Source organism: Terriglobus sp. (assembly GCF_965201105.1).
Lineage (GTDB): Bacteria > Acidobacteriota > Terriglobia > Terriglobales > Acidobacteriaceae > Terriglobus.
Genome location: NZ_OZ241741.1, coordinates 1,045,771 through 1,059,740, shown reverse-complemented (window position 1 = coordinate 1,059,740; position 13,970 = coordinate 1,045,771). Strand labels below are relative to the sequence as shown.

Genomic DNA, 13,970 nt, shown 5'->3' with positions numbered 1-13,970 from the left:
ACACGCAACAAAACGGGACAGGGCTTATACCCTGTCCCGTCTTGCGCTCTACCCTGCTTAGAACCGAATGCCGACTGTCACCGGAATGTACTCGGAGTTGCGCCGGTTGAACTGGAAAAAGTCCTGATTGTTGTTATCGTTCAACTTCAACCAGTGATACCGGGCTTCTACAAACAAACGCTCACTGGAAAACTCTGACAGCTTGTATGTCAGGCCCAGACCTGCGTTCGCACCAAAACCGCTCGCAGTGTACTGGTCCACGTTCACATTGCTGCTGTATTGGTAGCAGTAATAGTAGTCGCAGGTGGTGCCGATGCTTGGCAGCGTGAAGTTCGTCGTCTTGCGGTAGTAGCCCACGCCACCCGTCACGTAAGCGCCCAACTTGCTGTGGCTCTGCGTCAGGCTGATCACCGGATCGATGGAAAACGAGAGCACGTGCCCATTTGCGTCGAATCCGTCGAGTTCGTCCGCGGTAACTCCGGCAGCGAGCAGATTGTTGTACTCAGAATTGATTGCCCCGCCACTCAAACCAACGTGGTCATAGTGGAACTCGGCAAGGACACCAAAATTCTGATTGAAATTCCAACCGCCACCCACCTCAATGTCATAGCTGGGCGTGTAGAACTTGCCTGTGTTGCCGACCGGGACGTTCAAGCCAGCACCACCCAAAAACGCGATTTTGGTCGACCCGTCCGAATTATGCAGACGGTCCTGATAGCGCGAACGTCCGTATCGCCGGCGATGGCTGCCATACTGCCCCGCGCCTGCGCCACTTCCTTCCGCGACGTCGGCCGGCGAAGCGGAAAGGCTCGCAACCTCATCGTCCACCGCGTCACTTGAACTGCTCACACCATCCGTGCGATACCGCAAGTCCGCGTTCACGTCCGCCAGCGAGTACGCACCGGGCGTAAGCAGGCTGCGGTTGAGTTGCGCAATATCAGTGGAAGGCTGCGACGACGCTGCAGGTGCAGCAGCGTAAAGCACGGCAGAGGCCGCAAGCGTACCCGCGGCGAACACAGCTTTTGCAAATGAGCGGTGCGACGATGTCATGTGTGTGGCACTCCTGAACAGGGCAGAACTTCTCTACTGGCCTGTAACCCGGCCCGTTTCCCTAAGTTGTTCGACGCAGATCTGGTCGGTTTAGACGACGTCCCAACGCGCCATGTTGTGTAGCGCGCAAAACGAACGGGGAGCCGATTACCGGCCCCCGTCCCCTATCAGCTCACGCCTTGCCTAGTGAATGTCGAACTGCTCCGGACTCAGCGACGGATCGCTTTTCAGCAGAATCGTCTTGTGCGTCATCTCCTCAAGTTCCTGAAGGCGTCGCGCCCCATTCGACTTCAGTTGCTTCACCACTTCCGGATGCACCCGCAGCATCATGTCCGCTTTATCGATGTGCCGGTACATTTTGCGGGTTTCCACGTAGATTTCGTTCGCCACCGTGATGGGCGACTTGATCATGCCGGTGCCTTCGGTGACCGGGTCCGGAATGCACAGGGTGCGCTCCAGGCTCTGCTTCACACGCTTGCGCGTCATGATCACCAGACCGAAATCATTGAAAGGCAGCACCTTTGACGGTGCGCGGTCCGTCTTCAACTCATCCTCCAGCGCCTGCATCACCTTGGCCCGGTTCTTTCGTTCATCCATGTCGATGAAGTCGATCACAATGATGCCGCCCAGGTCGCGCAACCGAATCTGCCGCACAATCTCCGGAATTGCATCCAGGTTCGTCTTCAGAATCGTGTCTTCCAGCCGTGCCGTCTTGCCGACGTACTTTCCGGTATTGATGTCGATCGCGACCAGCGCCTCCGTCTGATTGATAACAATGGAGCCGCCCGACTTCAACCACACCTTGCTCTTCAGTGCCTTGTCGATCTCAGTCGTGACACCGAAGTGCTCGAACAGCGGCGTTTCCTTGGTGTACAGCTTCACGCGGCGCACCAGCGACGGCTGGAACCGCTGCAGGAAGCGCAGCACGCGCTCGTACTCCTGCTCGGAATCAACCCAGATGGCCGAGAAGTTATCCGTCACCTGATCGCGCAGAATGCGCTCGATCAGACCCAGATCGTGGTAGATCAGCGCCGGGGACTTCGACGTCTCCGAACGCATCTTGATGTCCTGCCACAGCTGAATCAGGAAGCGCAAATCGTTGCGTAGCTCTTCTTCGCTGGCGCCATCTGCGGCGGTCCGCACAATGAAACCACCCTGCTGCTCTCCCTTTTCCGAAAGCAGGATCGACTTCAGCCGGCGGCGCTCCTCGTCCGATGAAATCTTGCGCGATACGCCCGTGTGGTTGACCGTGGGCATGAAGACCAGGAATCGGCCCGGCAGCGCGATGTGCGATGTGATGCGCGCGCCCTTCTTGGCGATCGGCTCCTTCGCGATTTGGACCAGCACCTCCTGCCCAGGCTTCAGCAGGTCGGTAATGGCGGGCAAATCCATCGTCTGCACGCTCTGCCGGCCGCGCCCGCGGCCACGATCCGCGCCGGCGCCACCCCGGAACGGCCGTTCCCCGCGTACGCCGCGATCGCGTCCGCCACGGCGGTTGTCGCGGCGTTCCCGGCGATCCCCGCCGGTTGCAGGAGCGTTGCCGTTCGTCTGCTCCTGCTCCTCTTCGTCGGGCTCGCCGCCGAAGTCATCCACGGTGAAGCCGCCCGCATCCGGCGCAGCTTCCAGTTCCTCGTCCTCGTCCTCTTCGGGCAGGGTGCGCTCGTCGATGGACATCTCCTGCAGCATCGCGCCCAGGTCCGCGGTTCCCTCCAGGGTCTCCTCTTCGTACTCGTCAGATTCGTCTTCGTCCGTCGCGGCGACAGCCATCTCGTACTCATACTCGTCGCCGTCCACCTCTTCTTCGTGGAAGTCACCTTCGCCGTAGGCGTGCACCTGCGGCACGGGCTCCGAGCCCGACAGTTCCGCCGGGGTCAGGTCCGTCTCGTCGTAGATGCGCGACTCACTCGCTTCGACGACTTCGTCGTGCGGTGCCTCAGCCGCTTCATCCTGCGCCGGTTCGGGCAGCATCGCTCCATCCGGCTGAATGCTGGTGAACTCGTGCGCCACGGCAACGTCCGCATCGGAAATCACAGGCTCCGTGGTAATCACAGGCTCCGTGCTAACCACAGGCTCCGTGCTCGCGGCAGAAACACCGGCTGATTCGACGGGGCCGGGCACGCCTGCAGCACCGAACAGGCTGATTAACCCGCCGCTCGATTCATCCCCTCGCGATTCCTCGCGTGACGCATCCGGGGCAACCTGATCCTGCGAATGCTCAACTGCAGTGTCGGCTGCAACGGGCGCAATCGCCGCATCCGTCGCCTGCGCGGCTGGTTCGGAACGCTGCTCCCGCCGGCGCAGATCACGGCGGCTGTTCTCACCGAAGCTCGCCGCTTCACCTTCGACTGGTTCATATTCGCCGGCACTGGGCACCGGCACATCTTCTTTGGCAGCATCCACAATGCTTTGCGGCTCCGGAATGACTTCCGGACTTACGGCCGCGTGCTCGTACGCGTGCGCCGGGTGCTGGGTCAACCCACCCGTCTCCTCCGGCGCGGCTGCGGCGGCGACCTCCGCCTGCTGATCGGGAACGGGCGTCGGCGCGATATCTTCCGCGACCACGGCCGCAGCTATCTCCTGCACACGCGCACGGTTGCTTGCTTCCACCACGGGCTCCTCCGCGGACCCGGCGACGCTCGTTCCGTCTTCCGCATCCCCGGAAGCAACCTCGGTTCGGGCCCATTTCTGGGCCTCCGTCCGCACTGGACGCGACGGCTTCCGGTAGCGCGAGATCGACTCGCCGGGCAGCGTCGCTTCTCCGTTCCAGCCAGAGATCTCGAGCGAAGGCCGCGATGACGCAACCGGCTCCGGCGCACGCGGCGCCGCAGCCTTGTGAGCAGCGTCCTCGGCAGCGACTTCCGCCGGATCGCGATACTTCCGGATGGACTCGCCAGGAAGCGTGGTCACGGCAGCACCGGCCGGCACATACTCGGTCTCACGGTCGCGCGAACCGAAGTCTCGCCGGTCACCGCGGCCACGGTCGTCACGGCGGCGTGGCTCACGCTCCTCCGTCTGCGTCTGGCGTGCGGCGCGCTCCTCACTGCCTGGGCGCCCCATGCGGCCCGGGCGGTGGACGTTGCGACGGCCCAGATTCTCCGGCTCGGCCGCGCTCTCCAGATCGATGGTGATGGTTCCGTTAGCGCTTACGCCCGCGTCGGGGAAATCCTCGTCCTCTGACGATCCTTCCAAAACGATGGTCTCGCCATTGCCAACCAACTCGGGCTCGACCTGCTCGGCGTACGTGCCGGTCGCGACTTCCGCGTTCGAACCTTCGCGTCCGCCACGCCCGCGCCGACGGCCTCGACGGCCGCGCCAACGGCGGCTGCCCTGTTCGTCCAATGCGACTTGATTGTCGTGCGCGGCGGCGGAATCTTCGATGGGCGCGGGCGCAATCGGCTCATCGAAACTCGTCGTCTCTTGCACGGGTTCCGTCGCCTCGCGGCGGCCACGGCGGCCTCGGTCGCGGGCTCCACGGCTGCCGTCATCGCGCCGAACTTCCTCGCGGCGAGGCTCATCGCGGCGGACTTCTTCGCGGCGCGGCTCATCCCGGCGAGGCTCGTCACGGCGGCCTTCGTCCCGGCTGCCAGCTTCGCGCGGGGCGGCCCGGCGGCTGCCTCCGTCCGTTTCAAAATCGGCGGCATCGCCCTGCTCCTCCATAAAGTCCGTCACATACAGGAACGCGTCGCGTTCCAATCCGATGTCGACGAACGAGGACTGCATGCCGGGCAGCACGCGGGTCACTTTGCCGTTGTAAATGGATCCCGCGAGCGTGTACTCGTTCTCGCGCTCGTAGTAGATTTCCGCCAACTGTTCGTCTTCGACAATGGCCAGCCGCGTCTCATGCGGCGTTGTGGAGATATAGATTTCCTTGGACACTTCTGTTTACTCTTTCCGCCACACGGAAAGAGGGCCACGATCCGCAGCGCGTACGCTGCTACCCTTGAAGGGCGGCGCAGACAGAATGCAAGGCGACACCAGCGCAACCGGAGAACCGGTCACACCTGGGCTGCAGGAACGCGAACGTTAGCGCTACCGGTGGGGTCCGGTCGAACTCGCGATCACGATGCTGCGTTCGTGCTGCCAAATACAAACCTCAACCTATGCGGGCCCTTGCAGGACTTGTGTTCGCACGGACCAAGCCACGTGGCCGGTAGGGAACGTTCGCCATCCGCGAGCACCGCTTAATTTCTGCATCCGCCCCGGTGGACTGTAGCCCTCTCCCCGGCGGCTTGTTCTTACTGCAAAGCTTCAAAACTCGATTGTTGCTGCCGGGCAGCTCGCCCGGCTTTCCCACCGCTCCTCAGCGGTACGGGTACATTCTCGCTGCGTTCATTGTGCAACAGGAAAGCGTTTCACGCCAGCTATGTGACCTGGGAATCAGTTCACGAACCGCCGCATCCTCACATTCATAACAATCCCAAGCGCCAGAAACGTGAAGATCACGCTCGAACCACCGTAGCTGAGCAGCGGAAGCGGAATACCTGTCACCGGCATCAGGCCGACGACCATGCCGACATTCACCGCGATCTGGAAGATCAGCACCGCCGTGACACCCATAATCAGGAAGGTTCCTGGCGGATCGGCCGCGATCTGCGCGTTCTGTATCAGCCGTAGCAGGATGAAGAGATACAGCAGCAGAACCAATGCCGCACCGATGAAGCCGTGCTCCTCGCACAAGGCGGCAAAGATAAAATCGGTATACGGAATTGGTAAAAAATCGCCTTGGGTTTGCGTTCCCTTGGTCGCGCCCTTGCCCCAAATACCGCCGGAGCCCACCGCGATGAGCGACTGGCGCACCTGGTAGCCGGTGCCCTTCGGGTCGTCCTCCGGGTGTCGAAAGCTGGTCAGGCGAGCCTTCTGATAGGGCTTCAGCACCTTGCCGCTCTTCCAGATGCCCGTAATCAGCACGGCTGCCGTGATCACGATCATGAGTGCGCGTTTCCAGTGAATACCGCCCAGAAACAGCCCCACAATCAGCACCGGAAGGTAGGTCAGCGACGTTCCCAGGTCCGGCTGCTTCAGCACCAGCAGCATGGGCACGCCGATCAGCGCGAAGGCCTTCCCGATCTCGCGCCAGTCCAGCTCCCTGCCTAGCAGGCCCCAAAGATAGCGGGCCATCGCGAGAATCAGGACCAGCTTGACCCATTCCGACGGCTGAAAGTGAATGCCGCCGGGCAGCCTGATCCAGCGGCGGGCGCCGAGCACCTTTTGTCCGACGACCAGCACCGCAACGAGCGAAACGATGCTGATGCCGTAAGCCCAGGGCGTCACGTCGATTAGTTTGTGATAATCGATCTGCGACACGATGAACATGACCACGAGACCGGCCAGCAAAAAGCCGATCTGCTTGGTGTGAAATCCATGGAATTTGGTGTGCAGCGTCGCGGAGTAAATCTCAAACACGCTTACGGTCGACATGAGCAGCACCATGCCGAGCAACACCCAGTCGAAATCGCGAAAGCTGGAAAAGCGGAACATCTAGACCGTATTGAAACCGTATTAGAGCAGCAGTTCAGGGCTTCGGCAAAGACGTCCTGTTCCAGGCACGTACCCCCTCCCTACCTTTTTTTGCAAGTTATTCTTTGCACACGACTTACCGTTTCAGGTAAGCCGTAAGTTCTTCATTTCTGGTGTAAGTTCTTCATGTTTGGTCTAAGTTCCTCCATTCGCGGAACTTACCTTGGGACGCACAGGTTTCGGTGCAGCAACTCCTGTGTGTTCCACCTGACCCGTCTCACCGTCGGCGTTCTGGTCCTGCTTGTCGACGGTGTCACCCTGTTGCACTGCGTTGGGAGTGGGCTGGGCTGGGACTGGGGCGGCGGCTGGGGCCGGTGCCTGCGCGATCAACAGGTTCTTGCTGCGCGCACGCTGCTTTTCGACGAAGGCGTTGACCACCTGTGCGGCGACCTGGCCGGAGTGCCAGCCCCAGTTGCCGTTCTCCCACAGGACGGCAACGGCAATGTCGGGATTGCGGCGCGGGGCGATGCCGACGAACCAGGAGTTCGGCTGCGTCTTCTTGCCACCGCCGTTGCGCGCCAAAGCGTCATGGCTCATGACCTGCGCGGTCCCGGTCTTTCCGGCGAAGTCAATGCCCTCAAGGTGTGTGATAGCGGCGGTGCCGCTGGTCGTAACCGCGGCCATGCCCTCGGTGACGGTCTGCCAAACGTTGGAATGGATGGGCACGTTTTTATTGCCGCTGCCCGGAAAGCTCTCCGCAAACGCTTCGCGCTGGTCGGCAGGAATCTCTTCGGGGAAGACCACGTGCGGCCGTTTGAGCGCGCCTCCGGAGGCGATACCGCCGAGTGCCCGGACCATCTGCAGCGGCGTGGCCGCAATGGCGCCCTGGCCGATGCCGACCGAGATGGTTTCGCCGGCGTACCACTGCTGGTGATAGTTTTTCAGCTTCCATTGGGAGCTGGGCATGGTGCCGGCGGCTTCCTCCGGCAGGTCGATGCCGGTCTTCTGCCCCAGGCCGAAGGAGGTGGCGTATTTGGCAATGGCGTCGATGCCAAGCCGCTGGGCGAGCACGTAATAAAAGACGTCGCACGACATCGGGATGGCGTTGTTGATGGTGACGTTGCCGTGGTGCGCGTCGCAGTGATAGTAGTGGCCGTAAAACTCCGCACCGCCGGAGCAGACCACGTGTTCGGTTTCGGCGATTCCCTCTTCCAGGCCGGCGACGCTCATGATGATCTTGAAGGTGGAGCCGGGAGCGACCTGCGCCTGAATCGCCTTGTTGAGCAGCGGGTGCTCAGGGTCGGTGATGATGCTGTTCCAATAGGTGCGCGTGAGGCGAACGGCGAACTGGTTCGGGTCGAAGACGGGCCGCGAGACCATGGCCAGTACCTCACCCGTGTGCGGGTCGAGGGCGACCAGGGCGCCATTCTTGCCCTCCATCGCCTTTTCCGCTGCCATCTGCAGGTCCAGGTCGATGGTCAGTTTCAGGTCCTCGCCTGGCTTGGCGAGTTCTTCGCCGAGCTTGCCGATTTCGCGCCCGTGACTGTTGACGATCAGGTCGCGGGAGCCGTCTTCACCACGCAGGAGCGAATCATAGGCCTGCTCAACTCCTGATTTGCCAACGACATCGCCGGGTTCGTAAAAGGCGTACTTCGAGTTATTCAGGTCCTGTTCACTGATCTCACCTACGTAGCCGATGAGGTGGGCCGCAAAGCCGTCGCGGGGGTAAAGGCGGCGCTGCTCCTCAAGCAATTCAAGTTCGGGCAGTTCGTTGCGGTGGGCCTCGATGAAGGCCTGCTCGTCGGGTGAGATGTCGGCCTTGAGCGGGATCGGCTCATATTTGGGAGCGTACTGGTAGTGCCGGATGGTCTCCTGCACCTGATCGGGGGTGAGGTGCAAGCCGTCCGCGATCATGCGGACTTCAGCGTCGGCATCGTGCATTTGCTCGCGCAGCAGGTAGCAAGCGACGGAGGAATAGTTATCGACGAGCAGGCGGCCTTCGCGATCGAGCAACTTGCCGCGAGGTGCAAGGATAGGAACCTTGCGAATACGGTTTGCCTCGGCGAGCATGCGGAAGTCACTGGCGTTGAGCACCTGTAGCCGCCAGAGGCCGGCCAGCAGGATGAGCACCACCGCCGCGATGACGTATTGCACGGCAGCCAGCTTTACCGGCGAGATTTTTTCCTCGCGCGTTCCGGCGGAGGCTGGGATTTGTTCGGTAGGCAGCACTTGTGGTTAGTGTAGATGGGAAGTGACGTGAAGAATCACGCCAAGGTGCCTACCCCGTTAAAGGCATTGATAGCTCTTCCGGGTGAAAGCCTCACAACTTCGAAAGAAATGCAGGTTTCTCCACTTCGCCCGCGCAAAGAGCGCGCGGGCTCCGGTCGAATATGACAGTCGATTGTAGGGGGGAACAGCAAAGCGGCACGGAGGAGGTCCGTGCCGCTTCGGGAAGAAAGCGGATCCCTGCGCTTCGCTACTGGATGCCGATCAAAGAGAGTTACAGGATGGAAACGCAAGAGTTACGGGATGACAAACAAAGAGCGCTTCAGGACTTGGTGTTGGTGATTAAGCGGCCTTGGTTGCGAGTGCCTTCAGGCGAGCGTTGAGGCGGCTCTTGTAGCGGGAGGCGGTGTTGTCGTGCAGAACGCCTTTCTGCACGGCCTTGTCGAGGACGGAGACGGTGGAGCGGTACTGCTCTTTGGCGGCAGTCGCATCGCCCTTGACGAGTGCCTCGCGCAGCATGCGAAGGCTGCCGCGCAGCTTGGAGCGGTTGGAGCGGTTGACCGCGGTCTTGGCCAGCGTCTGCTTGGCGCGCTTCAGGGAGGATACGTGGTTTGCCATTGCTTCTCTTTTCCAGGTGCCCGGGTTCAGGGCTAAGTCTTGGGCGGGCACACAGCATATCGCTGCCGCGCAACACGCAACTCTTCTAGGGTACGTGAGATGGGCTGGTTTCGCAATGGGTGCAGGTGCGATTGCCCGGGCTGAAGCCCATTTGAGGAGGCTGTATTCAGTGGCCTGAAGGCCACTGCTCCCTTCGGTTGCGGCTGCACACGAATTCGTGCACTTGACTCTTGACGGCCCCATTCCCCGGCGCTATTCTTTGCCCAACTTCGACCCGATTTGGTGACACGCGCCAAACTCGCTGCCCTTCACGCATCACGCGCATTCCCCGCGCTGTGCGGTGCGTCGAGGGCTGTAACGAAGTTCCACCCTGCACATCTAATTCCTGTACGCCAACCTGTTGTCTGGAGGCATAGCCCGCATTGGTCCATACGCCCGTGAAGAGTTCGCTGGAGATCTCGCCGAACACCGAAGCACTGTTTGGCGCGCGTGATGAGAATCTTTTTCTGATGGAACAGGCGCTAGGGGTCGCAATCGACCTGCGCTCCCACGGTCTGGAAGTGTCCGGTGAGCCCGAGGCGGTCCATCGAGTCGAAGGCATCGTAACCGACTTTGAGGCGCTGCGACGGTCGGGAGTCCACATTGCCGGGCCGGAGCTGCATGCTTTGATCAAGCTGGCGGTGGCCGACCCGAACACCAGTCTGCGACAGCTTGTGGACGCCGGCCGGCAGCGGACCGCGACCGGCATCAAGCGGATGGTGAATCCACGGTCGCCCAACCAGCGCAAGTATGTCGAGAACATCGAAGCCGCGGACATGACGTTTGGCATTGGGCCGGCGGGTACGGGCAAGACGTACCTGGCGGTGGCGATGGCGGCGAGCGCGCTCATGGCAAAGAAGGTAAGCCGCATCATCCTGGTGCGACCGGCGGTGGAGGCCGGAGAGCGTCTGGGATTTCTGCCCGGATCGCTGCAGGAGAAGGTCGATCCGTACCTGCGGCCGCTGTATGACGCGCTGTACGACCTCCTGGACAAGGAGCGCGTCGACAAGCTGTTGGAGAAAGGCATCATCGAGATCGCGCCGCTGGCGTTTATGCGTGGCCGGACGCTGAGTGACGCGTTCATCATTATGGACGAGGCGCAGAATACGACGATCGAACAGATGAAGATGTTTGTGACGCGTCTTGGCATGAACTCGAAGGCCGTGATCACGGGCGACCTGACGCAGATCGACTTGCCGAACCCGAAACGGTCCGGCCTGCTGGATGCTCTGCACGTCTTGAGCGACGTGGAGGGTGTGCGGTTTACGCACTTTGAGGACAACGATGTGGTGCGCCACAGCCTGGTGCAGCGCATTGTGAAGGCGTACGACACCCACGCGCGGCAGCAGCAGATGTCGCTGACGCTGACCGAGGGCATGGAGGGTACAGGAGACCTGACGGCGGCGCCCAAGACGATGCAATAAGCGCGGCACGGACGTTATGGAACGGCCCTGCCGGTGATTGGCAGGGCCGTTCTGCGTTCCGGTAGCATCGAAACCAGGATGCAGGACGACCCATATCGAAGCGGGTATCGCGCTTGATCGTGATCGAAGCCCCGGAAGACGGCAGCGGCGACCGTGTATTTGCCACACTGCGCAAAGCGGTGCTGGCCCGGTTTTTGCTGGCTGCGCAGCGTGCGGTACAAGTGCCGGGTGAGGTGAACCTATTGCTGGCCGGCGATGCCCGCCTGAAGGCGCTGAACAAAGCATACCGGGGCAAGAACAAGGCGACGGATGTGTTGTCATTTCCCGTTGCGGGGGAGCACGGCGATGGGCAGATGGCGGGCGACCTGGCGATCTCCGTAGAAACCGCGGCGCGGCAGGCCGCCGAACACGGCCATTCGACAGAAGATGAGTTGCGCGTTCTGATGCTGCACGGCCTGCTGCACCTGGCCGGGTACGATCACGAGGCGGATGATGGCGAGATGCGCGCGCTGGAAAGCCAGCTGCGGGCGAAGCTGAAGCTGCCCGGTGGTTTGATCGAGCGAATCGAGCCGGACACGGCTGGAGCGCGGCAGCGGCCGGGCAGGCGTTTCGCCGGTAAGGCGCGGGCGTGATGCTGTTGCTTGCAACGCTGCTGCTGTTTGCCGCGCTTGTGCTGAGCGCGTATGCCGACCGCGTGTATTCGGAGATGGGCAAGTTCCTGGCGCGCGCCTACCAGGACAACCTGGATGCGTGGGTGGACCAGATTGAGCCGCGATTCGGCTTGTCGCGCGACTCGCTGGCCCTGTCCGCGACGATTCTGCGGTTCACCACGGTCGCGGCACTGGCGTTGCTGCTGGGGCGACATTCGCATGAACCCGGCGCCTTACGCTATCTGCTGCAGCTTGTTGAGCTTGCGCTGGTGGTCGTGGTGTTTGATCGTCTGGTGCCGCAGATGCTGTTTCTACGCACACGCGGCAACTGGGTGCGGCGAGTGCGGCTGATCTATCAGGCGTTGTTCTACCTGGTGTCGCCGCTAACGATGCTGGTGGGCTTGCTGCTGGGCATTGCGCAACTGGCTGAAAACGAGGACGCGGACGAGGTGCCTACGGCCGGCGAGGGCGTGGATGCGCTGCTGGAGGCCGGCGAAGAAGAAGGCATTCTGGAGGAAAGCGACCGCGCACTGGTGCGCAGCGTGGTCGAATTCGGCGACATGGTAGTGCGCGAAGTGATGACACCGCGCCCCGAGATTTTTGCCATTCCGGATACGACCACCCTGGCGCAGTTCACGGAGCAGCTGGTGGAGAGCGCGTTTTCGCGTGTGCCGGTGTACAGCGGATCGCTGGACAACATTACCGGCATCGCGTTCGCACACGACCTGCTGCACGTGTCCGATGCGGATGCGGTATGGCAAACGGTGCGCGATATGCAGCGGCCTGCCGCGTTCACGCCGGAGCCGAAGCGCGTGAACGAGCTCTTGCGCGAGATGCAGAGCGAGAAGCAGCACATGCGCATCGTGATCGACGAGTACGGGGCGGTCGCGGGGCTGGTGACGATTGAGGACCTGTTGGAGGCGATCGTCGGCAACATTGAAGACGAGCACGACGAGCCGCCGGTGCCGCATGAGGCTATTCAGGCCGAGGAAGATGGCGTTTGGGTGGTGCCCGGCAACCTGGACATGAGCGATCTGCGCGACCTGTTGCAGGCGCACGGCGACGAGGCCGAGGAAAACGAGGACGGGGATGAGACGCGCTCCCGCTACCGTTTGCCGGAGGACCTGGAATCGACAACCGTGGGCGGCCTGGTATCGGAGCTGGCGGGGCATATACCTCTGCCGGGTGAGATTGTGGAAGCCGAGGGGCTGCGTCTGGAGGTGCTGGCGTCGACCGCGCGTCTGGTCACGCGAGTGCGGGTGGAGATCAAGCCGGCGGCCGAGCCGGAGTGACGTTAACCAGGCCCAAGCGGTAGCTGTCCACGTAGACTGGTCCATGCATGGCAAGTCTTCCCTTCCGCTCCGGATTCGTTTCGATCATTGGCCGACCCAACGCGGGCAAGTCGACGCTGCTGAATGCGCTGGTCGGCGAGAAGGTCGCGATCGTAACGCACAAGGCGCAGACGACGCGCAACCGCATTCTGGGTGTGCTGGAGGTGCCGGCGCGGCCGAAACTGCGTTCGCGCCCCGCGCAGCCCGCCGCACAAGTGGTGCTGGTGGACACGCCCGGCGTACACAAGCCGAGCACACAGCTGGACAAACGCATGATGCAGGAGGTGCACGACGCGCTGGAGTCGCGCGATGCCGTGCTGTTCCTGGTGGACGCGACGCATCGCGTGCACGACGCGAGCCGGACGGTGGACCGGGAGGACCGCAAGGCGCTGAGCGCGGAGGAGGACGCCTTTGCACTAAGCCTGCTGCGCAATGTGGACGCGCCGGTGATCCTGGTGCTGAACAAAATCGACCTGCTGGAGCGGGACAAGCTGTTGCCGCTGATTCAGCACTGGTCGAGCAAACACAATTTTGCGCAGGTCATGCTGATCTCCGCGAAAAAGCGCGATGGTCTGGAGGAGCTGCTGAGCGCGATGATAGCGCTGCTGCCGGAGGGCGACCGCTACTTTCCTGCCGATCAACTGACGGACCAGCCGGAGCGGTTCCTGGCCGCGGAGCTGATTCGGGAGAAGATTCTGCTCTACACCGGCGAGGAGGTTCCGTATGCCTCGGCAGTGATCATTGAGCGGTGGGAAGAACCCGGACCTGTGCCGAAGCCCCGCAAAGGTGAGTTGCCGAAATTGCCGTTGACGAAAATTGCAGCGGCGATTTTTGTGGAGCGCTCAGGGCAGAAGGCGATCTTGATCGGCAAGGGCGGCGCGATGCTGAAGCAAATCGGCACGGCGGCCCGCAAGGAATTGGAGTCGCTGCTCGGCACGCGCGTGTTTCTGGAACTGTTTGTAAAGGTGCGCGAGGACTGGCGTTCGTCGCGGGGCTTTGTGGAGGAGCTGGACTGGCGGCGGCAGTTGGAGGCTCTGGGGGAGCAGCAGAGCGCGGCGAAGATCGAGGAGTAGCGCTGGTTCACCTTGAAGCGCGGCAGTCCAGAAATGCAGGTCTCTCCACTGCGTACCCACGGTAAAGCTGTGGGTACTCCGGTCGAAATGACAATGCTGTGC

General features: G+C 61.9%; 9 protein-coding genes. 4 read left to right on the top strand and 5 right to left on the bottom strand.

Going from position 1 to position 13,970, the window contains the following annotated elements; all coding sequences use genetic code 11:
* Positions 1 to 57 precede the first annotated feature (57 nt).
* The 5 genes from ACOFKT_RS04705 to rpsT all read right to left on the bottom strand — a co-directional run bounded on the left by ACOFKT_RS04705 (position 58) and on the right by rpsT (position 9,351).
* Complete coding sequence (locus tag ACOFKT_RS04705) at positions 58 to 1,050, bottom strand: hypothetical protein (RefSeq protein WP_419806268.1); 993 nt, start codon at positions 1,048 to 1,050, stop codon at positions 58 to 60.
* Positions 1,051 to 1,233: 183 nt separating this feature from the next.
* The gene (locus ACOFKT_RS04700; protein ID WP_419806267.1) at positions 1,234 to 4,926 is read right to left on the bottom strand and encodes an Rne/Rng family ribonuclease; all 3,693 of its coding nucleotides are present in this window, start codon (positions 4,924 to 4,926) and stop codon (positions 1,234 to 1,236) included.
* A gap of 501 nt (positions 4,927 to 5,427) precedes the next feature.
* Positions 5,428 to 6,528, bottom strand: a complete 1,101-nt coding sequence (rodA, locus tag ACOFKT_RS04695) for a rod shape-determining protein RodA (RefSeq protein WP_419806266.1) — start codon at positions 6,526 to 6,528, stop codon at positions 5,428 to 5,430.
* Positions 6,529 to 6,702: 174 nt separating this feature from the next.
* A complete protein-coding gene (gene mrdA, locus ACOFKT_RS04690) occupies positions 6,703 to 8,736 on the bottom strand; it encodes a penicillin-binding protein 2 (protein WP_419806265.1) in 2,034 nt (677 codons plus the stop codon).
* Positions 8,737 to 9,075: 339 nt separating this feature from the next.
* Positions 9,076 to 9,351 carry a 30S ribosomal protein S20 gene (gene rpsT, locus ACOFKT_RS04685; protein WP_419806264.1) on the bottom strand — a complete coding sequence of 92 codons (276 nt, stop codon included), beginning with the start codon at positions 9,349 to 9,351 and terminating at the stop codon, positions 9,076 to 9,078.
* 437 nt (positions 9,352 to 9,788) lie between these two features.
* Between rpsT and ACOFKT_RS04680 the strand changes: the two genes are divergently transcribed.
* The 4 genes from ACOFKT_RS04680 (at position 9,789) to era (ending at position 13,868) form a co-directional block, all read left to right on the top strand.
* A complete protein-coding gene (locus ACOFKT_RS04680) occupies positions 9,789 to 10,814 on the top strand; it encodes a PhoH family protein (protein WP_419806263.1) in 1,026 nt (341 codons plus the stop codon).
* A gap of 119 nt (positions 10,815 to 10,933) precedes the next feature.
* Positions 10,934 to 11,446: an rRNA maturation RNase YbeY gene (gene ybeY / locus ACOFKT_RS04675; RefSeq protein ID WP_419807106.1), complete on the top strand. Its 513-nt coding sequence runs from the start codon at positions 10,934 to 10,936 to the stop codon at positions 11,444 to 11,446.
* Positions 11,446 to 12,756, top strand: a complete 1,311-nt coding sequence (locus ACOFKT_RS04670; RefSeq protein WP_419807105.1) for a hemolysin family protein — start codon at positions 11,446 to 11,448, stop codon at positions 12,754 to 12,756. Before ybeY ends, ACOFKT_RS04670 begins: the two co-directional genes overlap by 1 nt.
* A gap of 47 nt (positions 12,757 to 12,803) precedes the next feature.
* Positions 12,804 to 13,868: a GTPase Era gene (gene era / locus ACOFKT_RS04665; RefSeq protein WP_419806262.1), complete on the top strand. Its 1,065-nt coding sequence runs from the start codon at positions 12,804 to 12,806 to the stop codon at positions 13,866 to 13,868.
* Positions 13,869 to 13,970 lie beyond the last annotated feature (102 nt).

Excerpts from the sequence above, each read along its gene's own strand:
- rpsT (WP_419806264.1), bottom strand. The coding sequence starts at position 9,351 with ATGGCAAACCACGTATCCTCCCTGAAGCGCGCCAAGCAGACGCTGGCC.
- ACOFKT_RS04670 (WP_419807105.1), top strand. The coding sequence starts at position 11,446 with ATGCTGTTGCTTGCAACGCTGCTGCTGTTTGCCGCGCTTGTGCTGAGC.
- ACOFKT_RS04705 (WP_419806268.1), bottom strand. The coding sequence starts at position 1,050 with ATGACATCGTCGCACCGCTCATTTGCAAAAGCTGTGTTCGCCGCGGGT.
- rodA (WP_419806266.1), bottom strand. The coding sequence starts at position 6,528 with ATGTTCCGCTTTTCCAGCTTTCGCGATTTCGACTGGGTGTTGCTCGGC.
- era (WP_419806262.1), top strand. The coding sequence starts at position 12,804 with ATGGCAAGTCTTCCCTTCCGCTCCGGATTCGTTTCGATCATTGGCCGA.